Annotated in this window: 19 protein-coding genes; 14 read left to right on the top strand and 5 right to left on the bottom strand. The window is 64.5% G+C overall.

All coding sequences use genetic code 11. From position 1 onward, the window contains the following. The first annotated feature begins 151 nt into the window (after window positions 1-151). The 7 genes from pilG to AC3CBN_RS09485 all read left to right on the top strand — a co-directional run bounded on the left by pilG (window position 152) and on the right by AC3CBN_RS09485 (window position 11815). Window positions 152-508, top strand: coding sequence for a twitching motility response regulator PilG (gene pilG / locus AC3CBN_RS09455; protein ID WP_114238650.1), 357 nt, complete (start codon window positions 152-154; stop codon window positions 506-508). Window positions 509-539: 31 nt separating this feature from the next. After that, on the top strand, window positions 540-911 hold the full coding sequence (locus AC3CBN_RS09460; RefSeq protein WP_488636547.1) for a response regulator: 372 nt from the start codon (window positions 540-542) through the stop codon (window positions 909-911). 7 nt (window positions 912-918) lie between these two features. Further along, window positions 919-1458, top strand: a complete 540-nt coding sequence (locus AC3CBN_RS09465) for a chemotaxis protein CheW (protein ID WP_488636548.1) — start codon at window positions 919-921, stop codon at window positions 1456-1458. 122 nt (window positions 1459-1580) lie between these two features. Beyond that, a complete protein-coding gene (locus AC3CBN_RS09470; protein WP_488636549.1) occupies window positions 1581-3611 on the top strand; it encodes a methyl-accepting chemotaxis protein in 2031 nt (676 codons plus the stop codon). Window positions 3612-3685: 74 nt separating this feature from the next. Further along, window positions 3686-9694, top strand: coding sequence for an Hpt domain-containing protein (locus tag AC3CBN_RS09475; protein WP_488636550.1), 6009 nt, complete (start codon window positions 3686-3688; stop codon window positions 9692-9694). Next, window positions 9687-11342 carry a chemotaxis protein CheB gene (locus AC3CBN_RS09480; protein WP_488636551.1) on the top strand — a complete coding sequence of 552 codons (1656 nt, stop codon included), beginning with the start codon at window positions 9687-9689 and terminating at the stop codon, window positions 11340-11342. Before AC3CBN_RS09475 ends, AC3CBN_RS09480 begins: the two co-directional genes overlap by 8 nt. Then, window positions 11339-11815 carry a chemotaxis protein CheW gene (locus AC3CBN_RS09485; protein ID WP_488636552.1) on the top strand — a complete coding sequence of 159 codons (477 nt, stop codon included), beginning with the start codon at window positions 11339-11341 and terminating at the stop codon, window positions 11813-11815. The genes AC3CBN_RS09480 and AC3CBN_RS09485 overlap by 4 nt, the downstream gene beginning before the upstream one ends. A gap of 16 nt (window positions 11816-11831) precedes the next feature. Here AC3CBN_RS09485 and AC3CBN_RS09490 read toward each other — a convergent pair whose 3' ends face one another. Then, window positions 11832-12566 carry a 16S rRNA (uracil(1498)-N(3))-methyltransferase gene (locus AC3CBN_RS09490; protein WP_488636553.1) on the bottom strand — a complete coding sequence of 245 codons (735 nt, stop codon included), beginning with the start codon at window positions 12564-12566 and terminating at the stop codon, window positions 11832-11834. 175 nt (window positions 12567-12741) lie between these two features. Between AC3CBN_RS09490 and AC3CBN_RS09495 the strand changes: the two genes are divergently transcribed. Further along, the gene (locus AC3CBN_RS09495) at window positions 12742-13104 is read left to right on the top strand and encodes a hypothetical protein (protein WP_488636554.1); all 363 of its coding nucleotides are present in this window, start codon (window positions 12742-12744) and stop codon (window positions 13102-13104) included. A 4-nt stretch (window positions 13105-13108) separates the two neighbouring features. On the opposite strand, the gene AC3CBN_RS09500 is transcribed toward AC3CBN_RS09495, so the two are convergent. Continuing rightward, a complete protein-coding gene (locus AC3CBN_RS09500; RefSeq protein WP_488636555.1) occupies window positions 13109-14506 on the bottom strand; it encodes an adenosylmethionine--8-amino-7-oxononanoate transaminase in 1398 nt (465 codons plus the stop codon). A 26-nt stretch (window positions 14507-14532) separates the two neighbouring features. Here AC3CBN_RS09500 and gspN point away from each other — a divergent pair, with 26 nt between their 5' ends. The 5 genes from gspN to mazG are packed head-to-tail and all read left to right on the top strand — an operon-like array spanning window position 14533 to window position 18306. Further along, the gene (gene gspN, locus AC3CBN_RS09505) at window positions 14533-15318 is read left to right on the top strand and encodes a type II secretion system protein N (protein ID WP_488636556.1); all 786 of its coding nucleotides are present in this window, start codon (window positions 14533-14535) and stop codon (window positions 15316-15318) included. Further along, entirely contained in the window at window positions 15315-16103 is a 789-nt protein-coding gene (locus tag AC3CBN_RS09510) for an inositol monophosphatase family protein (RefSeq protein WP_488636557.1), read from the top strand. The genes gspN and AC3CBN_RS09510 overlap by 4 nt, the downstream gene beginning before the upstream one ends. Window positions 16104-16112: 9 nt before the next feature. Next, a complete protein-coding gene (gene nudE / locus AC3CBN_RS09515) occupies window positions 16113-16670 on the top strand; it encodes an ADP compounds hydrolase NudE (protein WP_488636558.1) in 558 nt (185 codons plus the stop codon). Then, window positions 16667-17494 (top strand): 3'(2'),5'-bisphosphate nucleotidase CysQ, encoded by an 828-nt coding sequence (cysQ, locus tag AC3CBN_RS09520; protein ID WP_488636559.1) that lies wholly within the window; start codon window positions 16667-16669, stop codon window positions 17492-17494. The genes nudE and cysQ overlap by 4 nt, the downstream gene beginning before the upstream one ends. After that, window positions 17491-18306 carry a nucleoside triphosphate pyrophosphohydrolase gene (gene mazG, locus AC3CBN_RS09525; protein ID WP_488636560.1) on the top strand — a complete coding sequence of 272 codons (816 nt, stop codon included), beginning with the start codon at window positions 17491-17493 and terminating at the stop codon, window positions 18304-18306. Before cysQ ends, mazG begins: the two co-directional genes overlap by 4 nt. Window positions 18307-18385: 79 nt before the next feature. Here the strand turns inward: mazG and AC3CBN_RS09530 are convergent, their stop codons facing one another. Further along, a complete protein-coding gene (locus AC3CBN_RS09530) occupies window positions 18386-18895 on the bottom strand; it encodes a hypothetical protein (protein WP_488636561.1) in 510 nt (169 codons plus the stop codon). 141 nt (window positions 18896-19036) lie between these two features. Between AC3CBN_RS09530 and AC3CBN_RS09535 the strand changes: the two genes are divergently transcribed. Continuing rightward, window positions 19037-19813, top strand: coding sequence for a DUF4097 family beta strand repeat-containing protein (locus AC3CBN_RS09535; protein WP_488636562.1), 777 nt, complete (start codon window positions 19037-19039; stop codon window positions 19811-19813). A 9-nt stretch (window positions 19814-19822) separates the two neighbouring features. On the opposite strand, the gene AC3CBN_RS09540 is transcribed toward AC3CBN_RS09535, so the two are convergent. Both AC3CBN_RS09540 and AC3CBN_RS09545 read right to left on the bottom strand, forming a co-directional pair. Further along, window positions 19823-20941 carry an SLC13 family permease gene (locus AC3CBN_RS09540; protein ID WP_488636563.1) on the bottom strand — a complete coding sequence of 373 codons (1119 nt, stop codon included), beginning with the start codon at window positions 20939-20941 and terminating at the stop codon, window positions 19823-19825. A 3-nt stretch (window positions 20942-20944) separates the two neighbouring features. Beyond that, entirely contained in the window at window positions 20945-23428 is a 2484-nt protein-coding gene (locus AC3CBN_RS09545; RefSeq protein WP_488636564.1) for an ABC transporter permease, read from the bottom strand. Window positions 23429-23439: the final 11 nt, after the last annotated feature.

The raw sequence follows: 23439 nt of genomic DNA on the forward strand, positions 1-23439 counted from the left end.
CGTCGTAGGAAACTTTGCAGAAATTTTCTGTCCACATGAGGCTGCCCGCATTTGGCTGACAGTCGCACGATTTACCTGAGCCTGGGGCGGGTCGCAGGGGGGTGTTGTGAACTTGAACATAAATGGAAGTGGCCTGGCCGGCCTCAAGGTCATGGTTATCGACGACTCGAAAACCATCCGTCGAACCGCCGAAACCTTGCTCAAGAAAGAAGGTTGCGACGTGCTTACGGCTGTGGATGGTTTCGAGGCGCTCGCCAAAATCTCCGACCAGAAGCCCGCGATCATCTTCGTCGACATCATGATGCCGCGTCTCGACGGCTATCAGACCTGCGCGCTCATCAAGAACAATCCGCAGTTCCGCGGCACGCCTGTCATCATGCTCAGCTCGAAAGACGGCCTGTTCGACAAGGCACGCGGGCGCATCGTGGGTGCGGAACAATACTTGACCAAGCCGTTCACCCGAGATGAGCTGCTTGGAGCTATCCATCGACATGTCAGCACGGTGTAATACCGGCGACTACAGGGTCTGAGGGGGACCTGTGGCCAATATTCTTATCATCGACGACTCACCGACCGACGTGCGCGTGTTCACCACGCTGCTGGAGCGTGCGGGCTATCAAGTCGATTCCGTAGGCAATGCCGAAGACGGCATTGAGCGCGTGCGCGCGCAGAAACCCGATTTGGTCATCATGGACGTCATCATGCCCGGCATGAATGGCTTCCAGGCCACGCGCACGCTCACGCGCGATCCGGACACGTCCAATGTGCCGATCGTGATGATCACCACCAAGTCCATGGAAACCGACCGTGTATGGGGACTGCGCCAGGGTGCGCGAGCCTTCATCACCAAGCCGGTCAACGAGAAGGATTTGCTGGCCTGCATTAACGATCTCCTGCCAAGCGCTGCCTAAGGCAATGATGACCCAGACCGCCGCGCTCTCGCCCTTCGAACTACTGGCCCGCTACGAGCGCCTTTCACTGGCGCACGCCTCTGATACGCCGGAAAAGCTGGAAGCACCCGGCCTGTGGCGCGGCATCGGCTTCCGTGCCGGTACTCGTCTGTTCGTCAGTGGTATCGATGAAATCAGCGAGCTGCTGGCCGTACCCACACTGACTCCGGTGCCGGGTACCCTGGCTTGGCTGCTCGGCGTGGCGAACGTGCGCGGTAACCTGGTGCCGGTGATCGACCTCGCCCGTTTCCTGTTTGGCGAGCGCACTCAGCACACCGAGCGCACCCGCCTGCTGGTCGTTCGCCAGGGCGGCGGCAGCGTGGCGCTGATGGTCGACGAGGTGTTCGGTCAGCGTACGGTAGATGCCGAGCAGCGCCGTTCCGCCGAGCAAGAGGACGACCCGCGCCTGGCGCGTTTCGTCGAGGATCGTGTGGGCGAACCGCGGCTGGCCGTGTTCAGCATGGGCAAGCTGGTGCGCGCTCCGGACTTCCGTCAGGCCGCGGCCTGACAGGCAAATGTTGGAACACAAATACAAGTAGGACCGGTGCCGTTCGCGGCCGGAATCAGGGCGATGATCCGAAGCTTTCGCAGGCAAGTCCCGCGAAGGTGTAGACGGGCGAGGTGAACGAAATGAGCACTACAGGGGGCATGGGCAAGGAGCGGGGCTATACCGGCCTCATCATTGCGCTGGTCATCGCGTTCGGTTTCACGGGTGTCGACTTCGTCATGCTCACGTTGAAGGGCCGCGAAGACAGCCAAGCCGTGGGTCTGACCACTCAGATCCAGGTGTTGTCGCAGCAGACGGCAAAGTATGCCCTTGAGGCAGCGGGCGGTAACGTCGACTCCTTCAAGGAGCTGGAAACCAACCGTAACGCCATCGATTCGGCCGTGCTGCGCCTGAACAAGGGCGACGACAAGGGCGGCATGAAGGCTTATGCCGACAACAATGCCACCCCGGCGGGTCGCGCCGTCGCTGCGCTCTCCAATGCCTGGGGCCAGCTCGACGCCGATATTGGCAGGATCCTCTCCAACAAGGCTCTGGTGGTGGATTCCGCCCAGCGTGCCGGCACGCTGGGCCGTGAGCTGCCGTTGCTCAATTCCAGCATGGAGCAGGTGGTGAACATCCTGCAGCAGCGCGGCGGTAGCGCAGAGCAGACCTACACCTCTGCCCGCCAGATGCTGCTGGCCGACCGTATGATTCGCCGAGTGCAGGAAGTGCTGCAGGGCGGCGACGCCTCGCAGCCCGCCGCCGATGGCCTGGCCCGCGATGGCCAGCTCTATGGCTCGGTGCTCAAGGGTCTGCTCGAAGGCAACGCGGAAGTGGGCGTGCGCTCGATGGGCGACGCCAACGCACGCAAGATCCTGACCGACATGCAGTCGCAGTGGGACAACCTGCAAGATCCGGTCGGCAAGCTGGTCGGCGCCGCGGGCGGCCTCAGCGAAGTGAAGCGCGCCGGCAACCAGGCCTCGCTCGACTCGCAGAACGTTCTATTACGCGCTAATGAACTGGCAGACCAGGTCGGCAAGCTGCCTACCCGCCGGCTGTTCCCGAACCTCTGGTGGGGCGTGTTGGGCGCCATCGGTGCAGCAGCCTTCCTGATCGTGCTGGTGGTGCAGCTGGTGGCTGACCAACGCCGCCGCTTCCAGGATTCGACCGAACTCAACCAGCGTAACCAGGAGGCGATCATGCGCCTGCTGGACGAAATGGGTTCGCTCGCCGAAGGTGACCTGACGGTCAAGACCACGGTGACCGAGGACATCACGGGTGCCATCGCCGACTCGGTGAACTACGCCATCGACGAGCTGCGCACCCTGGTGACGACGATCAACGAGACGTCGGAGCAGGTGTCGTCCTCAGCGCAGGAGACGCAGACCACTGCGCGTCACCTGGCCGAATCCGCACAACATCAGGCGCAGCGAATCAGTACGGCGACCACCGCGATCAACCAGATCGCCACCCTGATGGATACCGTGTCGAAGGATTCAGCCGAATCGGCCGATGTGGCCGAGCGCTCGGTGAAAATCGCTTCGCGCGGCGCGGAAGTGGTGCGCGAGACGATCTCGGGCATGGACTCGATCCGCGACCAGATCCAGGAGACCTCCAAGCGCATCAAGCGCCTGGGCGAATCCTCACAAGAGATTGGCTCCATCGTGGAACTGATCAACGACATTGCCGAGCAGACCAACATCCTCGCCTTGAACGCAGCCATTCAGGCGGCCTCGGCGGGTGAAGCGGGTCGCGGTTTCGCGGTGGTGGCGGACGAAGTGCAGCGACTGGCAGAACGTTCCGCCAGCGCAACGAAGCGAATCGAAACGCTGGTGCAGACGATTCAGTCCGACACCAACGAAGCGGTGAACTCGATGGAACAGACCACCGCGGAAGTGGTGGCTGGTGCCCGACTGGCGGAAGACGCCGGTAGCGCACTGGGCGACATCGAACGCGTGTCGCACGACCTGTCGGCGCTGATTCAGAACATTTCCACACAGGCGCGCCAGCAGTCCACCGCGGCCAGCGACATTTCGGTGTCGATGAATGCGATCCAGGAAATTACCTCGCAGACCTCGCAGGGCGCGAGCCAGACGGCCGATTCGATCGGCTATCTGGCCCAGCTGGCGAGTGATCTGCGCCGTTCGGTGGCCCACTTCAAGCTGCCGGGCTGACACAAAACGTTTTTCACAGGGGGCAACCTCGACGGTTGCGTGACAAACCGTTACGTGGCCGGTGAGAGGGGCGCATGAGACTTCAAGACCATATCGATTTCACCACCCTGCAGTGGGTCAAGCCAGAGCTCGACGAGACGCTGGCGCTTGCCCGCGAGGCGTTGGAGTCCTACGTCGACAACCCGGGCAACCGGGATGCCATGCGTTCCTGTGCGGACAGCCTGCATCAAGTGCAAGGCACCTTGCGCATGGTCGAGCTGTACGGCGCGGCCATGGTCACCGAGGAGATGGAGACACTCTCCATCGCACTGCTCGAAGACCATGTCGAGGACCGTGAGGACGCCTATGCGGCGCTGATGCGTGGCCTCATGCAGTTGCCCGATTACCTCGAGCGACTGTCCGGCGGCCACCGCGATGTGCCGGTAGTGCTGTTGCCGCTGCTAAACGACCTGCGCTCCAGTCGTGGCCAGCAAGCGTTGCACGAGTCGGCGCTATTCACGCCCAATCTCGAGGTGGTGCTGCCGCCGCAGGCCCCTGCGGCGCTAGAAGACGTTGCAACCGAACGCCAGCGAAACGAAGTAGCGACCCTGCGCCTGCGCTTCCAGCAGCAGCTGCTGTCGTGGTTCCGCGGCCAAGGTAATGACCAGCAGCTGGCCGGCATGATTCAGACGCTGGACGCCATCACGGCGCGTTGCCACACCGTGGCGGGACGTCGCCTGTGGTGGATTGCCGCCGGTGTGCTCGAGGGCGTGCAGCAAGGCGTGCTGAAAAATCAGGCAGGCGAGGTACGCCAGCTGATCGGCAAGGTCGATCGCAGCATCCGCCAGTTGGTGGAGCATGGCGAAGCCAACCTGCGCGGCGGTGACGCCGACGAACTGGCGCGCAAGCTACTCTACGTAGTGGGTCAGGTGCGGGCGGGCAGTCCGCGCATGGAAATGCTGCGCCAGGCCTATGCGCTGGACGCATTGCTGCCAGAAGCGAGTGAGTTGGAGCACGCGCGTGGCTCCATGGCAGGCCACAATCGGGCGCTGCTTGATTCCGTCGCCAAGGCTCTGAAAGACGACCTGCTGCGCGTGAAGGAGGCGCTGGACCTGTTCCTGCGTCAGACCGACGCCGATCCGGCACAGCTCACCGGCCAGACTGAAATTCTCGAACGCGTGGGCGACACGCTTGGCATGCTCGCCCTGGGCGTGCCGCGCCGCGTCGTCAACGAACAACGCCGAGTGCTGGACGAGATCGCCAATCGTGTGCGCACGCCGGATGAAGAGCTGCTGCTCGACGTAGCCGGTGCACTGCTCTACGTGGAAGCGTCGCTCGACGACCATATTGAAAGTCTCGGCGCTGACGAAGAGGTCGCGCCTGAGGGTGCGACCGCAATGCTTCCGCGCAGCGAGGCACGCCATATCCTGGCGACGTTGATGCACGAGGCCACCGCCAACACTGGCAAGGTGAAGGAAGCCATCGTCGCCTATGTCGAATCGGGCTGGCAGCCGCAGCAACTGGCCGATGTCGGCGCGATGATGGACGAAGTGGCGGGCGCCATGCGCATGCTGTCCGCACCTCGCCCCGCCGAACTGGCCGAAGGCATTGGCCGCTTCGTCGGCAACGAACTGCTGGCGGACCGCCGCGTGCCTAGCAGCACGCAAATGGACCATCTGGCCGACGCGCTCGCCGCACTTGAGTACTACCTCGAGGCTGCGCGCGAACATCGCGGTGGTCTGGAGCACATCCTGGATGTCGCCGAGCACAGCCTGAGCACGCTCGGCTACTGGCCGCCACCGGCTGCACGTGCGGTCGTCGCGGACGAAATGGACGAAGCGCCCGAGCACATCGCCAAGGCGGCCGATGCGGCACTGGCCGCCGCGCTCGCCAGCCAGCCGGAACTGTCGGAGAGTGTCAGCCTTGCCCATGGCGACGACCTGTCAGGGCTGTTCTTAGGCAGCAGCGACATGCCGACGCCTCATGCGCACGAGCTTAGTGGCCTGCGTCTGACCGACACCGAGCATGTCAGTCCCCAGGAAGCCGTCCAAAGCAGCGACGACGACTGGATTGAAATCGAAGAGGAAATCTTCGAGCAGGTACCGGTCGCTGCCGCCACTTCCGTCGAGGCGGGCTTCCAGGCCAGCACGGCCGGCATCGATGACGACATCCGCGAAATCTTCCTGGAGGAAATGCAGGAAGAAATCGACAACCTGCATGCCGCCCGTCAGACATGGCTGTCCGATCCATTGCAGCTCGACTCGCTCACGCCGATCCGTCGCTCCTTCCACACACTGAAGGGTTCCGGCCGTTTGGTGGGCGCCGCCTTGCTGGGCGAGTTCGCCTGGAAGGTGGAGAACATGCTCAACCGCGTGCTGGATCATTCGATCCCGCCGCACGAAGGCGTGCAGGCGGTAGTGAGTGCGGCTGTTGACGCGCTGCCGCCGCTTCGCACCGCGCTTACCGGTGAAGGTGTGGTTACCGCGCCACTCGCGGCCATCATGGAAACCGCCGAGCGGGTGGCTGCCGGCCAGGAAGATGCCCGCATTGCCGACGTGGCGCCCATGGCGACCGAAACCGTACGTCGCGTCGTGCGCCGCCGTGTGCCGCGTGTCGATACATCGGCTGCCGCCATTCCAGTGGCGAGTCTGGCCAGTATCGAGGCCACGCCGACCCAGGCTGTATCGCACGACGACAACATGATCGCCGCGCCGGTGATGCCGCCGATCGATCCGGTACTGCTGGAAATCCTTCGCAGCGAAGTGGCGCAATACCTGGCCACCATTCGCACGACCATCAACCGCGTCGATGGCGAACTGCGCGTCGACGACGGTCTGTTGCGCGCGGTGCATACGCTGCACGGCGCCATCGCGATGGTGGACATTCCGCTGCTCACGCAGCTGCTGTCGCCGCTGGAGAGCCTGCTAAAGCGTCTGCGCGCAGCGGGCCTGCCGCTGTCGACGGAGGGCGTGCACCTGCTCAGTCAGAGTGCCGATGCGGTCGACCACGTGATGGGCCAGTTCGACGCGCCGTCGCCGCAGTTGCCCCATATCGACGCGCTGATCCAGCGGATTACCGAGCTGCGAGATAGCCAGCCCGAACCGCAGGTCGCGCACGTGCTGTTCGAGCCCCATGCCGACGAACTGGATGGTTCGGGAGCATTCGCCAGCGACACCGCGCACGAAGAAGCGCTCGCCGCGTCGCTCGATGCCGCAATCTCGGATGCGTCTGGCCACGTCGCTGGTGCCGACATTGTCATTCCGGCTGAGCCGGGCGCCGACAACTACACCGATGAACTGCTCGCAGCACTGGGTGAATTTGATCTGGATTCCCACCTGCCTGCCGCCGACCAGGTATCGCAGCCGCTCGCTCCGAGCGGTGCGCCGGCTGCCGACGCCACCGATGAAGACGACTTCGCCGCGGTCTATGCCGAATTGCTGGGCGAGGCCGAGGTGCTGGAGATCGGCCCGGTCGGCGAAAGCGTCGTGGAGCCGGAAGAAGAAGTCGTCGCACACGAGATCGACCTTGAAGAGACGTCCTCGATCAGCTCGGTGGAAAAGGCCGCTCAGCATGTTGTGGCTGGCGAAGTCGTAGACCTCGACGAGGCTGCGCTGGTTGATGGTGACAGTCATGTCGCCGAGACGACGCAGGAAAGCATCGAGCCGCCGACCGAGGTCATCGAGCCTGTGGCGGACGTGCCGGCTGCGCCCGAGTACGCCGCGGTGCAAGACGAGGCGGACGGCGAGGGCATGTTGTCGCCCAGCGAGATCGATCCCGACCTGTTGGAAATCTTCATCGAAGAAGCTCGCGAGCTCCTCGATCACTCCGATGGCGTGCTCGCCCAGTGGCGTGCGGAACCCACGGCGATCGAACATGTGGCCGAGCTGCAGCGCGATCTGCATACCCTTAAGGGTGGCGCGCGCATTGCCGGCATGGTTCCGGTAGGCGATCTCACCCACGCCATCGAAACGGCGCTGGAAAGGCCGCTGCATGCCGAATCGGCCCATACCGCCGAACTCATTGCCGCGCTGGAAGCGGGTTTCGATAAGTTGCACGGCCTGGTCCAGCGCATGTCGCAGGGACGCTCGATTGCCTACCCGCAGGCGATGATCGACCGTTTCCTGGCCATGGCCAGCGCGACCGATCAGGTGGCTGCAGCGCCGGCGTCGAGCACGGTGGTGCCGTTCCCGGAACGCATGAAGCTGCCGGAGCTTTTGCCGGAAGAGCGCGAGGAAGGATCGAGCGCGCCGCAGGAGCAGATCCGCGTCCGCGCCGAACTGCTCGACACCCTGGTTAACCATGCAGGCGAGGTGGCGATCTATCGCTCGCGTCTCGAACAGCAGGTGGCCGGTTATCGCTTCAACCTGGTGGAACTCGACCAGACCGTGCAGCGTCTGCGCAGTCAGCTGCGCATGATGGAAATCGAAACTGAAGCGCAGATCATCGCGCGCTTCCAGCGTGAGCATCGCGAAGCGGGCATGTCGGTGTTCGATCCTCTCGAACTCGACCGCTTCTCGCAGCTTCAGCAGTATTCCCGAGCGCTGGCCGAGTCGGTATCCGACCTTGTGTCCATCCAGGGCATGCTCGACGAACTGACCCGTCAGGCCGAAACGCTGCTGATCCAGCAGTCGCGCGTCTCTTCCGAACTGCAAGAAGGTCTGCTGCGTACGCGCATGCTGCCGTTCGACACGATGGTGCCCAACCTTCGCCGGACACTTCGCCAGGCGGCACAGGAAGAAGGCAAGAACGCCCAGCTGTACGTAGAGGGCGCCCACGGCGAAATGGACCGCAACCTGCTCGACCGCATCAAGGCGCCGTTCGAGCACATGTTGCGCAACGCGGTGGCGCACGGCATCGAGTCGCCGACACAGCGTCGCAAAGCGGGCAAGCCGGCAGAAGGCGCGGTGCGCATCCGAGTGGCGCGTGAAGCGACCGAGGTGGTGGTACGCGTGACGGACGATGGCCGCGGTCTTGATCGCGACGCCATCCGCAAGCGCGGTATCGAACGCGGTCTGATCCGTGCGGACGCCAGGATCAGCGACGATCAGGTGCTCGCGCTCATCACCCAGCCGGGCTTCTCGACCGCCAGCACGGTGACCCAGCTGGCTGGTCGTGGCGTGGGCATGGACGTGGTCGCCAACGAAATCAAGCAGCTGGGTGGTTCGCTGTCGATTGATTCGAAAGCCGGCGAAGGTACGACTTTCGTCCTCCGCTTGCCGTTCACGCTGGCAGTGACCCAGGCCATTCTGGTCCGCATCGGTGAATCCATCTTTGCCATCCCGATGACCTCCGTGCAGGGCGTGGCACGCATCAGTCCCGCCGAACTGTCCGAGCGGTTGGCCGAGGCGGAGCCGTCGTTCCCGTATGCCGGCGAGAGCTACAGCATCCACGACCTGTCCGACTTGCTCGGCCTCGTGGGCAACCATGCGACGGACGAAGAACAGCTGCCGCTGCTGCTGACCCGCGCTGGCGACCTGCGTGCCGCCATCCGCATCGATGCCGTGATCGGCTCGCGCGAGATCGTGGTGAAGTCGGTTGGCCCACAGATCAGCTCGGTGCCGGGCATCCTCGGCGCGACCATCATGGGCGATGGTTCGGTGCTGATCATTCTCGATCTGGCACCACTCGTGCGCCATGGCACCACGCGCCGTCTGAAGCGACTGGAAGAAGGCCTCAGCGCCGTGCAGGTGCCAGTGGTGGAGGAACAGCGCGTGCGTCCGATGGTGATGGTGGTCGATGACTCCATCACCATGCGCAAGGTCACAAGCCGCGTGCTGGAACGTCACGAGTACGAAGTCGCTACCGCGAAGGATGGCGTCGACGCCATCGAGAAACTGCACGATCGCGTGCCGGACTTGATGCTGCTCGACATCGAGATGCCGCGCATGGACGGCTACGAGCTGGCCACGCACATGAAGGCCGATCCGCGCCTGCGTGACGTGCCAATCATCATGATCACCTCGCGTACCGGCGACAAACATCGCCAGCGTGCGTTCGATATCGGCGTGGACCGCTACCTGGGCAAGCCCTACCAGGAAGCTGAACTGCTGACGCAGATCGGTGAGGTGCTTGAGCAGCGTGCCATGGAGTCGCTCAATGGCTGAGTCGTCGACTGCTGTTGTTCTCCTGTTCGACGATGTGGAACTGGGTGGCCAGCTGCGCGAAGCGCTGCGCGAGCGAGGCGCCCGAATCGTGCACGAAGGCGCGCTGTCTACCCTTAGCCGGGAAATGCTTCATGGCACCGGTGCCGAAGTGCTGGTGGTGAATCTCGATGAGGAGGCCGAAGACGAGCTCGACCGCCTCTACGATGTCATCGAAGGTGATCGGCCGCGCGTGGTGTTCAACGACGCCCAGGCAAGCCGCAAGCTCAACGGCTGGGATCGTGCGCGATGGGCGCGCCATCTCGCTGTGAAGGTCATGGCACAGGGGGATCTCGATCCGCCCCGCCCGCAGGACGCACCGGTGGTGCCAGAGACGGCGGAAGTCGCGCCGACGCCCGTCGAGGAGACGACGCCCCCGGCCGTCATCCATGTGATGCCGGAAGTGGCGGCCGAGATCGATACGGCCAATGTCCGTTCCGAAGCCGTGATGATCGAGAGCGGCGAAGTGTCCGCCAAGTCCGAGACGCTCGCGGCAGAGCTCGAGGCGTTGCTGGCGGCCGACGAACAGCCGACGGTGGATGACGAATTCGGTTCTGGCTTGAAGTACGGCATCGAGGACGAATTGCCTGCGCTGCACGATGGGCAATTCGGCGTGGATTCTTTGGTGACGCAGGGGCCCGCGCCGGTCGAACCTGCGTCGCAGGAATCGACCGTCAGGCCCATGCCATCGTTCCAGTTGGATCATCTGGCACTGACGCCGCTCGATGAATCATTCATGCAGGCTCCCGCCTTGGTGAATGGCGACGCGAAGGGTTCGCCGGCCATGCTGGACACGGCGTCGAGTTGGGCGCTGGTCAAGGAAGACGAGCAGCCTGCCGCAGCGCAGGCGAAGCTTCCTAACTTCGGCATCGAAAAAGTCAGCGCCGCCGATTACCTGGCGCCGGAAGGTGGCGATGAGGCGGAGTCTTTCCTCAAGCCCGGCATGAGCCTTGAGCTGGTGTCCATCGAGGAGGCCATTGCGCCCACGGCCTACGAGGGCGGCCACGAGATGCTGCTGTCCGACCTCGATGGCGCGATCAGCCGCATGCTGGTGCTCGGTGCCGCTGCCGACAGCGCGGACGCCGTGTGCGCGTTCCTGTCGCGCCTTCCGATGGATCTGCGCGCTACGGTGCTGCACGTCCAGCATCTGGGTGGCAAATCGGCCGAGTCGCTGGCAGAACTGTTGGCCACTCACAGCAAATTGCCGGTCGGCGTCGCAATCCACGGTGCGCGGGTGCGGACGGGCGAGGTGCTGGTGGTGCCTGCTGGCCAGCAGGCGCGCGTGCAGCGCGACGGTCGCATCGAGCTGCAATCGCTCGGTGGTCAGGATGTACAGAGTTCTCCGATCGATGCCAGCTTCACCATGGTGGCCAATGTGTTTGGTCGCAGTGCGCTGGCGATCGTATTTGCAGGCCACGCCAATGATGCCCTGGGCGGTTGCCAGGCCATCCACGATCGCGGCGGACAGGTCTGGGTGGAAACATCACCGGAAACGCATTTCGCCGATATGGTGCATGGCATCGAAGCCGAACGCCTGAACAGCTATTCCGGCACGCCCGCTGAATTGGCGGCGCGCCTGGTCGAGGAGATGTCGATGGAGGGCCGGCGATGAGTGAGCTACTGCTACCACGTGAGATCCGATGTGTATTGGTGCCGGTGGGCAATTTGCGCCTGCTGCTGCCCAATGCCACGGTGGCTGAAGTGATCACCTTGCCTACACCGGAGCCGGTGGAAGGCGCGCCTGAGTGGCTGCTGGGCCGTATCGCCTGGCGTGGCTGGCGAGTGCCGCTGCTGTCGTTCAGCGCGCTGGCCGGGGCAAGCGAGGGGGATAGTGAGCAGGCGGTGCGTGTGGCCGTGCTCAAGGCGCTCGGCGGTCATGCCGAGCTGCCGTTTGTCGCGGTCATCACCCAGGGCTTCCCGCGCCTGACCACGCTCAATTCCGAGCTGATCATTCCCACCCACGACGGCGCACCACTGCCGCCGGGAGTGCGCGCGCAGGTGCTGGTCCGGGATGACGTCGCCGTCATTCCTGACCTGGAAGGCATCGAGGCTGAGCTGGTCGAGCTGCTCGATCTGGCCAGCTGAACGGTCGGTGCGGCGACTAGAGGTCGCCGTGCAAGGCCTGCAGGGCCGCCAGGGCAGCCAGCCCGGCGGTTTCAGTGCGCAAGATGCGAGGCCCGAGGCGCAGGCCGCGAAAGTCGGCTTCGGTCAGCGCAGCGACATCGCGGTTGCCCAAGCCGCCTTCCGGACCCACCACGAGCAGGCCGCCGGCCGGCGTAAAGCGGAGTTCACCTGCACGCTGCGTGCCTTCGGGCAACAGCGCGAGGCGCAACGCGCCGTTGTCGGATAGGTCGCGCAGCCAGTGCTCCAGTGGAATCGCCGGAGTCACCTCAGGCACCCGGGCACGGCCGCTTTGTTCGCAGGCGCTGGCGGCAACTGCCCGCCAGTGGGATAGGCGCTTTTCCGCGCGCCCGGCATCCAGCTTCACTTCCGAGCGCTCGGTGATCAGCGGCACGATGCGTGCCACACCCAGTTCCGAGGCTTTCTGCACGATCAGATCCATTTTCTCGCCACGCGCTACACCCTGGGCAAGGGTGAGCAGCAGCGGCGACTCGTTGTCGACCGGCTGCGCCGAGCGTACCTGCACAGTGACCTCGCGCTTGCCGACAACCTGGATCACCGCCGGATAGTCATGGCCATCGCCATTGAACAGCGTGATCGGATCGCCGGCGGCCAGCCGCAGTACCCGGGCCACATGCTCGCCGGCCTGGGCAGGCAGCCCCAGCTCCAGGCCAACGGCGAGCGGCTGGTCCACGTGTATGCGGATGATGCGCATGGAGCGTTCTAATGCCTGTCGAAACGGAAAGGATAACGGACCGGCGACATGCCGTCTCACGCGCTCTGTCGGGCGAAAGCTGAACGCGCGAGAGATGGCCAGCGGAACACATTTGCCTGTCCACCGGTGCAGGCGCAGCATGTAGGTATGCCCTCACTCTCCCCGGAGGTGGATCATGGTCAAGCCCACCAATAAAGCGCTTCTTGCCCTGCTTATCGCATTGGGCATCAGCTCGGCCGCGGCCGCGGCGGCGCAAAGCACGGCGCCTGCCACGAATGGCGACAACAATATGCATGCCTTCCAGGATGGCCAAACCAGCGCGCCCGCGTCGCCGGCCGCCCAGCAGAAAGTGCCTGCGCCTGGCGACCGCAATTGCCTCCAGACCACGGGCAGCCTGATACCCGCCAAGCCCGGCCACTGCCTAACGGTACCTGGGCGCAGCTACAGCCGCGAGGACATCCAGAACACCGGCGAACCCACGCTGGGGCCCGCGCTGCAGAAACTTGATCCGAGCGTGACCGTGCGAGGCGGCCACTGAGCTCCTAGCCAGCGACGGCCAGCTCCATACCGCGGATGGCGGTGTCCACGAGGTGATCGATCTCCTGCGTGGTGACCACATAGGGCGGCATGAAATAGATGACGTCGCCCAGTGGGCGCAGCAGAGCGCTGTGTGCCAGGCCGTGCAGATAAACACGCAGGCCGCGTCGTTCTGCGGGCGGGAACGGCCGCCTTTGGGCCTTGTCAGCCACCAGTTCGACGGCTGCGATCATGCCGGTCTGCCGTACATCGGCCACGTGCGGGTGATCGCGTAGCGGCGCCAGTCGCGAGGCGAGGTGTGCGGCCAGCTCGCGGTTGCGTTCCAGCACCGGCTCGTCGCGGAAGATAGCCAGCGTTTCCAGCGCCACCCGGCAGGCCAAGGGGTTGCCGGTGTAGCTGTGCGAGTGCAGAAAGGCCTTGCCAGCGCTGTATTCGGCGTAGAACGCCTCGTAGACCTGCGTGGTGGTCAGCACCGCCGACAGCGGCAGGAATCCGCCGGTGAGTCCTTTGGACAGGCACATGAAGTCGGGCGACACGCTGGCTTGCTCGCAGGCGAACAGGGTGCCAGTGCGACCGAAACCCACCGCGATTTCGTCCGCGATGAAGTGCACCTGGAATTCGTCGCACAGTGTGCGCAGGCCGGCCAGATAGCTCGGGTGATACATGCGCATACCGCCGGCGCATTGCACCAGCGGTTCGACGATAACGGCGCAGACTTCATGCGCGTGCCTTTCGAGCAGTTGCCGCAATTCGCCCAAACGTCGCTGCGCGACCATCGCCGCACTTTCGCCGGGCTGCGCTTCGTACGCATCGGGCGATGGCGCCAGGATGGGTGTGAGCAGCAATGGCGCATACGTTTTGCGATAGAGCGCTACGTCGCTGACCGACAAGGCTCCCAGCGTCTCGCCGTGATAGCTGCCCGTGAGCGCGATGAAGCGTGTCTTTTCACCGTGGCCCTTATTGAGCCAGTAGTGGAAGCTCATCTTCAGCGCCACTTCGATCGCGGCCGAACCGTTGTCGGCATAGAACACACGATCCAGTCCAGGTCGCGTCACCCGCACGAGTTCCTCGGCGAGCGCGACAGCGGGTTCGTGGGTGAAACCGGCGAATATCACGTGCTCCAACGTGCGCGCCTGCTCGGCAAGCGCCGCAGCAATGCGCGGGTTGGCATGGCCGAACAGATTGGTCCACCACGAACTGATGCCATCGAGATAACGACGCCCGTCAGTGCCAACCAGCCAGGCGCCTTCGCCGCGTGCGATAGGCACCATCGGCACCGACTCGTGGTCGTGCATCTGGGTGCAGGGATGCCACAGGTGGCTCAGGTCACGACGCACCAGCGCGTCGGCAGCGGGGAGGGTATTCATCGGGCTATGATCGGGGTTTCGAGCGTGCCTGCTCAAGTCCTGCAATCACTCAGGGAGTCCGTTTGAAGCGCTGGCGTACCGCCTTGGCAGGTCTGTTGGGCATGCTGTTCATCGGCTTTGCCCTCGTATGGTTCCTGCCCGCACGCTGGGCCATGCCGCTGCTGGCGGGACAACTGAATGGCATGCATCTCAAGGACGTTAGCGGCCTGCTCTGGGATGGCCACGCCGGCCAGGTGCTGTCGGCGCGCGGTGAAGCACTGGGACAGCTGGACTGGCAGCTTTCGCGCCGAGCACTGCTGGGCGACCATCAGCTGCGCATTGATCTGCAGGGCCCGCGCATCCAATTCCATGGACACATGGAAGGCCGTGGTGCCGACGAGGCCACCTGGACGGACGTCCAAATGCGCGCGGATCTCAGTCTGCTGGACACTCGCTTCACACTCCCTGGCGGGCAGCCGCAGGGCATCATCCAGGTCACCGCCAACAGGTTAGAGTTGCGAGGCGGGTGGCCGGTGACGCTGGATGCACGCATGCAGTGGCAGGATGCCTCCTTGCGCACGCCTCGCCACGACGAGTTACCGCTGGGTGAGTTGCAGCTGACGTTGCGCGGGAGCAACGGCGTTATCGAAGGCCACCTGGTCGATAGTGGGCAGGGTCCGTTGCGGATCGACGGCCAGTTGCAACTCAGTTCGCTGGCATGGCGCTTCAATGCCGTGGCGGCGTTGCGGCATTCGGTTCCGGCATTGCAGCGCTGGCTGTCCGGGTTCGGCGCAATCGATGCCGACGGCATCACGCACATTCATTACAGCGGTGGCCTGGCGGCTGCCATGTCCGGGGGGAAGTCATGATCGAGCCAAATCTGCCGCACGCTCTCGCGGCAGCGCGCGAGGCTGTGCAGGCGGCCGCCGAAGTCTTGAAGCACTACTGGCGCCGAGGCGTGGAGATCGAACTCAAGAGCGACGACACGCCGGTCACCGTGGCCGACCGCGAGGCCGAGCTGGCCATCCGCAAGGTGCTGCAGCAAGCGCTGCCGGAGGCCTCCATCTATGGCGAGGAATTCGGTCTCGATGACGGCAACCACGACCTGCTGTGGATGGTGGACCCGCTGGATGGCACCAAGAGCTTCGTGCGGCGCACGCCGTTTTTCTCCACGCAGATCGCGCTGATGTATCGCGGCGAGCTGGTGCTCGGCGTCTCCAGCGCGCCGATCTACGGGGAGACCATGTGGGCCAGCGTCGGAGGTGGATGCTGGTTCGAAGGCGAGCGAGTGAAGGTTGCATCCACTGACTCACTGGCGCAGGCGTCGATATCCACCGGCAACGTCAAGTCGCTCACCGCCGATGCGCGATGGGGCGAACTGGGCGCGCTGATCCGCGACAGCAACCGCATTCGCGGTTATGGCGATTTCTGCCACTACCACCTGCTGGCACGCGGAAGCCTGGACCTGGTGATCGAATCAGACGTAAACATCCTCGATATCGCTGCACTGGCTGTGATCGTGCGCGAAGCCGGCGGCGTGTTCACCGATTTGGAAGGCCAGCCGCTCACGCTGGACACACGCAGTGTGCTGTCTGGCACGCCCGCGTTGCATGCCGTCGCGCTGTCGAGGCTGCAGGCGGCCCTGAAGGGATAGAATGCCCCGATGCACAAGCTACCGATCATCCATGCCTCCCGCGATGTGCACGACAGCAGCTTTCTGCGCGTCGAGCAGCTCGACCTTGAATTCTCCAATGGCGAACGCCGCACCTACGAGCGACTGAAGGGCAGCGGTCTTGGTGCCGTCATCATCGTGCCGATGCTTGACGATGAAACGGTGTTGCTGGTGCGCGAATACGGCGCCGGCGTGGGCCGCTACGAACTGGGTCTGCCCAAGGGGCGTCTGGATCGCGACGAGACGGTGGAGCAGGGCGCTGATCGCGAGCTGAAAGAAGAGATCGGCTATGGCGCGCACAAGCTGAAGATTCTCCACAACCTGTCGCTGTCGCCGTCGTACATGACGCACATGGCTCACGTCGTGCTGGCACAGGATCTGTATCCCGAACGCCTGGAAGGCGACGAACCGGAGGAACTGGAAGTGGTTCCCTGGAAGCTTGCCGATCTGCACACGCTGGTCGCACGCGACGACGTCACCGAAGGCCGTTCCATCGCCGCACTCTTCATGGCCCGTGAATATCTTGCCGGCCGGTTCTCGCCGACATGAGCCAGCCTCCCTTTTCCGCTCTTCTTCACCAGATCGCGGAGATCGCACGCGATGCCGGCAAAGCCATCCTCGTCGTCTACGGCGAGGACTTCGAAGTGCAGCGCAAGGACGATCAATCGCCGGTCACCGCAGCTGATCTCGCTGCACAGCAGGTGATCACCGCAGGGCTGGCGCAACTTGATGCCGCGCTGCCGGTGATTTCGGAAGAGGCGCGCACGGCACCCTGGTCGCAGCGACGCGAATGGCGTCGCTACTGGCTGGTTGATCCGCTTGATGGCACACGCGAGTTCATCAAGCGCAACGGCGAATTCACCGTGAATATCGCGCTGATCGATGATCACCAGCCGGTGCTCGGTGTTGTGCTGGCGCCGGTGACGGGTGAGCTGTATGCCGCCGCACGGGGTCAGGGTGCGTGGATGCAGCCGAGCGTCGATGCGCCGTGGCAACGCATCGGCACGCGCGACATGGCCGAGCCGGCAACGGCCGCCGGCAGCCGCTCGCACGGCGGTGCCGGGGCGGCGCTGTTGCAGCAGCTGATCGGCGACGACTACCAATCCATGTCGCTCGGTTCGTCGCTGAAGTTCTGTTTGGTGGCGCGTGGTGTGGCGGACGTCTATCTGCGTCGCGGCGCCACCAGCGAATGGGATACGGCAGCAGCGCAAAGCGTGCTTGAGGAAGCCGGCGGTGCCGTGCTCGATCTCGCCGGTGAACCGCTGCGCTATAACCGCGGTGACTCGCTGATCAACCCGGAATTCATCGCCGTTGGCGACACATCGGTTGACTGGAAGGCACGCCTGCTTGCGGCCGATCTGGAAGCGTCATGAGCCACACCGTGCGGCATAGTCTCGACGACCTGCTCGCCATCATGGCGCGCCTGCGCGACCCGCAGAACGGCTGCCCCTGGGACGTGCAACAGAATTTCGCCACCATCGCGCCCTACACCATCGAAGAGGCCTACGAGGTCGCTGACGCGATCGACCGCGAGGACTGGCACGATCTGCGCGATGAGCTGGGTGACTTGTTGCTGCAAGTGGTATTCCATGCGCAGATGGCGAAGGAAGCTGGCCTGTTTGAATTTACCGACGTGGCCCACGCCATCAGCGACAAGATGCTGCGTCGCCATCCGCATGTCTTCGGCGACGAAAGCTACGAGGACCTCGATGCGCAGAATCAGGCGTGGGAAGACATCAAGACGGCCGAACGCGCAGCGAAGGGCGAACAGCATGACGACAGCGCTCTTGCCGGTGTATCGCGTGGGCTGCCGGAATGGAAGCGCGCCTTGAAGCTGCAGGAACGGGCGGCCAAGGTCGGCTTCGACTGGCCCGATGAGCAGCCGGTGCTGGACAAGTTGCTTGAGGAAGTTGAAGAGGTGCGTGCCGAGTTCGCCAATGGTCGTGACCCGCAGCGATTGCAGGACGAGATCGGCGACGTGTTGTTCGTGGTAGTAAATATCGCGCGGCATGCTGGCGTGGATTTCTCCCAGGCGCTGCGTCATGCCAACGCGAAGTTCGAGCGGCGCTTTCGCTGCATGGAGCAGCTGGCTCACGCCGACGGCAAGCCCCTGGCCAAGCGTGATCTCGCCGCCCAGGAAGCGCTGTGGCAGCAGGCCAAGCAAGCGGACAAGCCGATCGCCTGAAAAAAAAGAGGCACGGGTTCTGGGGCCACGTGCCTCAAGGCAGGGCACTGCACTCCAGCAGTGCCAATTCTTCTTATGGTTATGGCTGGGCGGATGGAACGGGCTTTGTCGCGCCGCGACGCTGTTCCCATTCGTTACGCATCTTCTCGAACTCGGCGCGCTGCTTCGCTTCATTGGCCAGGTTTTCATCAAGGCTCTTGCGCAGCGTGGCGATGGCCTGTTCCGGATTGGCCGGTGCGGCCTGGGCGCGGGCCAGGTGGTGATAGACGTAGGTGCGCACACGCGGGTCCTGCGACTTGGACAGCACCTCGTTGTACAGCGCCGGCAGATCCTTGCTGCGGCCGCTCACCATGTACAAGTGCTCCAGGGCTTCAAGATCGGAAATCACGGGTGATTCCGGGCCGCCGAAGCTCGGGCCGCCCCTGAAGCCCATGGGATGATCCTGTCCCATTTGCGGCCCCTTTCCGGCCGGAGGCGCCTTCTGCGCGACGGCCGGCGCGTTCGGAACCACGTCCTGGGCGATGGCGAAAGTACCTGCGCCGGCGATCAGCATGACAAGGGCGGAGGCGAGCAGGGGCTTGCGTTGCATGGTGGATCTCCACGATGGTCGTTTTGCCTCAAACGTGCCTCATGAAGGCTGGTTGACCGTGAAGGAAGTCATGGCGGAGGGCTTTCAACCTTTTCGCCGTCCGGCCCATCCCACTACTGTCCGATCAACAAGGAATTTTTCATGCGTCGTCTTCTCCTGGCTGCCCTACTGCTCGCCCCGCTGGCTTCGCACGCTGATGAGTGCAAGTACGAGGCACCGCGCAATCTCACTCTGGACCTGGCCGGGGTCCGCGAAGTGCAGGTTGATCTGCATAGTCACGACCTGCACCTCAACGGTAGCGACAACGGCAAGGGCGGCACCGTGACGGGGCGTGCGTGCGCCTCCGACCCCAAGCTGCTGGATGACCTGGTGGTGACGCAGCGGCGGGAGGGTGATCGCCTGATCGTCGAGGCGGGCAACCGGAGTCACATAACCATCAGCCTGTTCAAGAGCAACTACACCGATCTGCAGCTCAACATGCAATTGCCTGCGCAGATTCCGGTAGTGCTGAATGTAGGTTCGGGTGATGCATGGGCGACAGGTCTGCAGCGCCTCACTTCTCAGGTCGGTTCAGGCGATCTGCACGTCAGCAAGATCGCCGGTCCATTCGAGAGCAGCGTGGGCTCGGGCGACGTGGAAGTGCACGACGTGGGCAGTCTCGATGTGGGCTCGGTGGGCTCCGGCGACGTCAAGATCGATGGCGTGCGCGGCGAAGCCCGTGTGGGCAGCATCGGTTCCGGTGATGTCACCATCCGCGAAGTGGGCGGTAGCGTGCGGGTCGATACACTGGGCTCGGGCGATCTGCGCGTGCGCGACGTGCACGGTGATTTCAGTGTCGGCGCAAAGGGGAGTGGCGACGTGAGTCATTCCGGCGTGCAGGGCAAGGTGAACGTGCCGCACGACCGCAACGACGACTAAGCGACAGGTTCAGCCCAGCCAGCGCCACACCAGATAAACAAGTGGCGCGCATACCAGCAGGAAGGGCACCGAGACCAGGTGAAGCAGCCGCACGCCACCCGGCTGCTTCGCCAGGCGTAGCGCGATGAGGTTCGCCAGCGAACCGATTGCCAAGCCGAAGCCACCCACGTTCACTGCCACCGCCAGCGCGGTGGCATCCGGTGCGTGACGAAGCAGCAGCACCGTGGCCGGCACGTTGCTGATCAGCTGCGAGGTGACGATGCCGCTCACATAGAGCGTGAGCGGGTCGTCCAGATTCAGGCCATCCAAGGCGTGTTGCACGGGTGCGAGTTCGGCGAAATGGCCCAGTCCCAGGAAGATGGCGGCGAAGGTCGCCAGCAGCAGCCAGTCCACGCGCATCAGCGTGCCACGCTCCAGCAACGCGAACGGCACCAGCAGAAGCATGGCGCCGAGCACCGCGTGGCCGTGCTCCATGATCAGCACCATGCTCGTCAATGCGACAACCGATAGCAGTGCCTGGGCGAATGAGATCGGATGACCGTCGATGTCCTCGGCGTGCAGTATCACGCGCCCGCGCGGCATCCACAGCAGCGTCAATGCGGCCACCAGCAAGAACATGGTGGCGAAGGCGGGCAGCATGGCGAGCGCAAACGGCAGAAAGGACAGATGTCCGTACTGCCACAGCAACAGATTCTGCGGATTGCCGATGGGGCTTAGCGTGGAGCCTGCGTTCACTGCCAGTGCTTCCAGCACCACCATGCGCATCACCGGCACATTCGAGATGCGGCCTATCGCGAGCGTCAGCGGCACGATCAGAAACAGGCTAACGTCGTTGGTCAGCACCATCGACAACAGCGCGGTCATGCTGACCAAGAGCAGCCCGAGCATGCGCAGCGAATGCGCGCGCTCCAGCAGCGCGGCAGCCGCATGCTGCACCAGGCCGCTGTCGCGGATGCCCTGAATGCAAATGAGCAGACCGAGCAGGCCCGCCAGCGTGGGCCATTGCACCCAGCGCTGGTAGTCGGAGAGCGGCCGCGGATCGGCCACGGCGAGCACCAATGCCAGCAGCGCGAAGCCGAGCAGCAGGCGCTCCTGAGCGAGGCGCTTGATCCAGGTCGATGGGGACAAAGCTCAGTTTTCCCGCAACAGGCGCATGGGCGAGGTATGGCTGACGCGCCGGGTACCGGCCAGCCCCAGCAGCATCACCACCACGGCGGCGGCAAGCGCTGCCAGCAGCAAGGAACCCAGCGGCGGCACGAAGTTTTCGATATGGAATATCGCATGCCCCAGCCACATTCCCGTGCCCGCGGCGCCGAACGCGGCGGTAAGGCCCGCCACCAGGCCGAGCAACGCGAACTCGCACGCGGCCGCGGCGCGTAGCTGACTGCGGCGTGCACCCAGCGTGCGCAGAAGGGCAGCTTCGTGACGGCGCTCCTGTGCACTGGCTGCCAGCGCGGCGGCCAGCACCAGCGCGCCAGCCAGCAGGCTGAAGCCGAGCACCCAGCGCACCGCACCGCTGACCTGATTCACGATGTCGCGCACGCGATCGAGCATGGCATCCACGTCGATCAGGCTGAGGTTGCTGTAGTCGCGTGACAGTTGCGCCAAGGCCTGCGTGTGTCCGCGTGGCAGGTAGAAACTGGAGATCCACGTATGCGGCAGGCTGCTGGCGTGCGCGGAGTCGAACACCAGGAAAAAATTCACGCGGAACGATGTCCAGTCGACACGGCGGATACTGCCCACGCGCGCATCGATACTGCCTTCGCCCACGTTGAAACTCATCGTGTCACCCACTTTCAGCGCGAACATGTCGCGCCACATGGTATCGATCGACACTTCCGCCTGCGCGGGTTTGTCACCATGCCATTGACCGGCGATGACCTCATTGCTCGGCGGCAGCTCTCGCGCCCATGAGAGGCGCAGTTGGCGATCGGCCCAGTCCTTGGCGCGCTCGTCCTTGAAGTTGAGCTGGTCGATAGGGTGCCCGTTGATCGCGGTGAGTTTGCCCACCGCCAGCGGCAGCATGTTGAGCTTTTGGCCGCCCATTTGCGACAGCGCCTGTTCAAACCCCGGGCGCTGGTCGTCCTGCAGATTGAGCACAAACCAGTTGGGCGTGTCCGAAGGCAACTCGCCACGCCAGCCTGCGAGCAAGGCCGGCGCGACGATGGCGAGCAGCAGCAGGGCAACCAACCCAAGACTCAACGCCGTTGCCTGCAGCAAACTCATGCCGCGGCGACGCGCCAGCGCGGCCAGGCCCAGGCGTAGCGCGGGATGCGCACCGGGCGCCACGCGCCGTGCAATCCACAACAGCAGAGCCGAAAGCAGCGCGGCCACTATCGCCACGCCCAGCAAGCTGACGGCGAGCACGCCGGCGAGCTTGGCCGAACCACTCTGGCTCCAGATCAGCAGCAGGGCGACCAGGGCCGGTATCAGGTACAGCGCGTCGAAACGGCGCACGCGGCGCGCGGCGCTTTCGCGAAACACCGCCACCGGCGGCACTTCGGCCAGCCGTACGAGCGGCGGCAGGGCGAAGCCTGCGAGCACCGCCAGCCCCATCACCGCAGCGGCGAAAGCCGGGCCCAGCGGCAGCATGGTCGGTACGGTTGAGAACAGCTGGCTGGCGAAGCTCCAGGTCACTTGGGCCAACGCCAGCGCCACTGCGCCGCCAATGATGACCGCTGGCACCGCAAGCAGCCCCAGCGTGCCGACCAGCAGCCCCAACACCTGCCGACGAGGCGTACCCAGGGCGCGCAGCAAGGCCACTTCGTTGGTCTTGCGTCGCGCGTACCGTTGCGCGGCCATCGCGATGGCCACGCCGGCCAACAGCGCCGACAGCAAGGCGGTAAGGCGCAGAAAGGCGCTGGCGCGGTCGAAAGCACTGCGCATGCGCTCCTGCGTCTGCTCGGGGGTAATCAGTTCGGCGCCCTGGGGCAGGGTTTGCGACTGCACCCATTCGCGCCAGTTCTGCACGGACGTTGGCTCACCGGCGATCAGCAGGCGGTGACGTGCACGGCTGCCCATGCCCAGCAGGCCAGCTTGCTGGGCATCACTGACGTTCATCAGCGCGCGTGGCGCCATCGCCACCAGCTCGCCACCGTCAGGCTGGCGCACCAGCTCGGCGGCGATGCGCAGGTCGCGTCCACCCAGCTGCACGTTGTCGCCGAGCTTGAGATTCAGCGCGACCAGCGCGCGGTGATCGAGGTAGACCGTGCCGGCAGAAGGGCCGTGACCGACCACGCCCTGGCCCTGCGCATTGCGCAGCTCCAGCATGCCGCGCAGCGGATAAGCGCCGTCGGTGGCCTGTACGTCGAGCAACTGGCTTTGCTCATGAGCGAAGGCCACGCTGGGAAAGCTGGCGCCTTGCGTCGCGTGCAGCCCGCGCTGCGCTGCCTGCGTGGCGTAGCTCGCAGGCAGCGCCTGGGGCGAGCTGATGCCCAGGTCGCCTCCGATCAGCTCGGCCGCGCTGGCCAGTACGCCGCGCTCCATGCGGGTGGACAGCGTGGCAACCACGCCCAGCGCCACCACCGCCAGCACCAGCGACGCGCCGAGTGTGCGCAGCTCGGGCAGGTGCCATTCGCGGCGCAAGCTGCGCAGGGACAGCGTGAAAAGCTTCATGCGCCGTTCTC

The sequence above is a fragment of the Dyella sp. OK584 genome (assembly GCF_057787755.1).

Excerpts from the sequence above, each read along its gene's own strand:
- AC3CBN_RS09475 (WP_488636550.1), top strand. The coding sequence starts at position 3,686 with ATGAGACTTCAAGACCATATCGATTTCACCACCCTGCAGTGGGTCAAG.
- AC3CBN_RS09465 (WP_488636548.1), top strand. The coding sequence starts at position 919 with ATGACCCAGACCGCCGCGCTCTCGCCCTTCGAACTACTGGCCCGCTAC.
- AC3CBN_RS09470 (WP_488636549.1), top strand. The coding sequence starts at position 1,581 with ATGAGCACTACAGGGGGCATGGGCAAGGAGCGGGGCTATACCGGCCTC.
- AC3CBN_RS09535 (WP_488636562.1), top strand. The coding sequence starts at position 19,037 with ATGCGTCGTCTTCTCCTGGCTGCCCTACTGCTCGCCCCGCTGGCTTCG.
- mazG (WP_488636560.1), top strand. The coding sequence starts at position 17,491 with ATGAGCCACACCGTGCGGCATAGTCTCGACGACCTGCTCGCCATCATG.
- AC3CBN_RS09545 (WP_488636564.1), bottom strand. The coding sequence starts at position 23,428 with ATGAAGCTTTTCACGCTGTCCCTGCGCAGCTTGCGCCGCGAATGGCAC.
- AC3CBN_RS09485 (WP_488636552.1), top strand. The coding sequence starts at position 11,339 with ATGAGTGAGCTACTGCTACCACGTGAGATCCGATGTGTATTGGTGCCG.
- AC3CBN_RS09480 (WP_488636551.1), top strand. The coding sequence starts at position 9,687 with ATGGCTGAGTCGTCGACTGCTGTTGTTCTCCTGTTCGACGATGTGGAA.
- AC3CBN_RS09495 (WP_488636554.1), top strand. The coding sequence starts at position 12,742 with ATGGTCAAGCCCACCAATAAAGCGCTTCTTGCCCTGCTTATCGCATTG.
- AC3CBN_RS09510 (WP_488636557.1), top strand. The coding sequence starts at position 15,315 with ATGATCGAGCCAAATCTGCCGCACGCTCTCGCGGCAGCGCGCGAGGCT.
- cysQ (WP_488636559.1), top strand. The coding sequence starts at position 16,667 with ATGAGCCAGCCTCCCTTTTCCGCTCTTCTTCACCAGATCGCGGAGATC.
- pilG (WP_114238650.1), top strand. The coding sequence starts at position 152 with ATGGTTATCGACGACTCGAAAACCATCCGTCGAACCGCCGAAACCTTG.
- AC3CBN_RS09490 (WP_488636553.1), bottom strand. The coding sequence starts at position 12,566 with ATGCGCATCATCCGCATACACGTGGACCAGCCGCTCGCCGTTGGCCTG.
- AC3CBN_RS09530 (WP_488636561.1), bottom strand. The coding sequence starts at position 18,895 with ATGCAACGCAAGCCCCTGCTCGCCTCCGCCCTTGTCATGCTGATCGCC.
- nudE (WP_488636558.1), top strand. The coding sequence starts at position 16,113 with ATGCACAAGCTACCGATCATCCATGCCTCCCGCGATGTGCACGACAGC.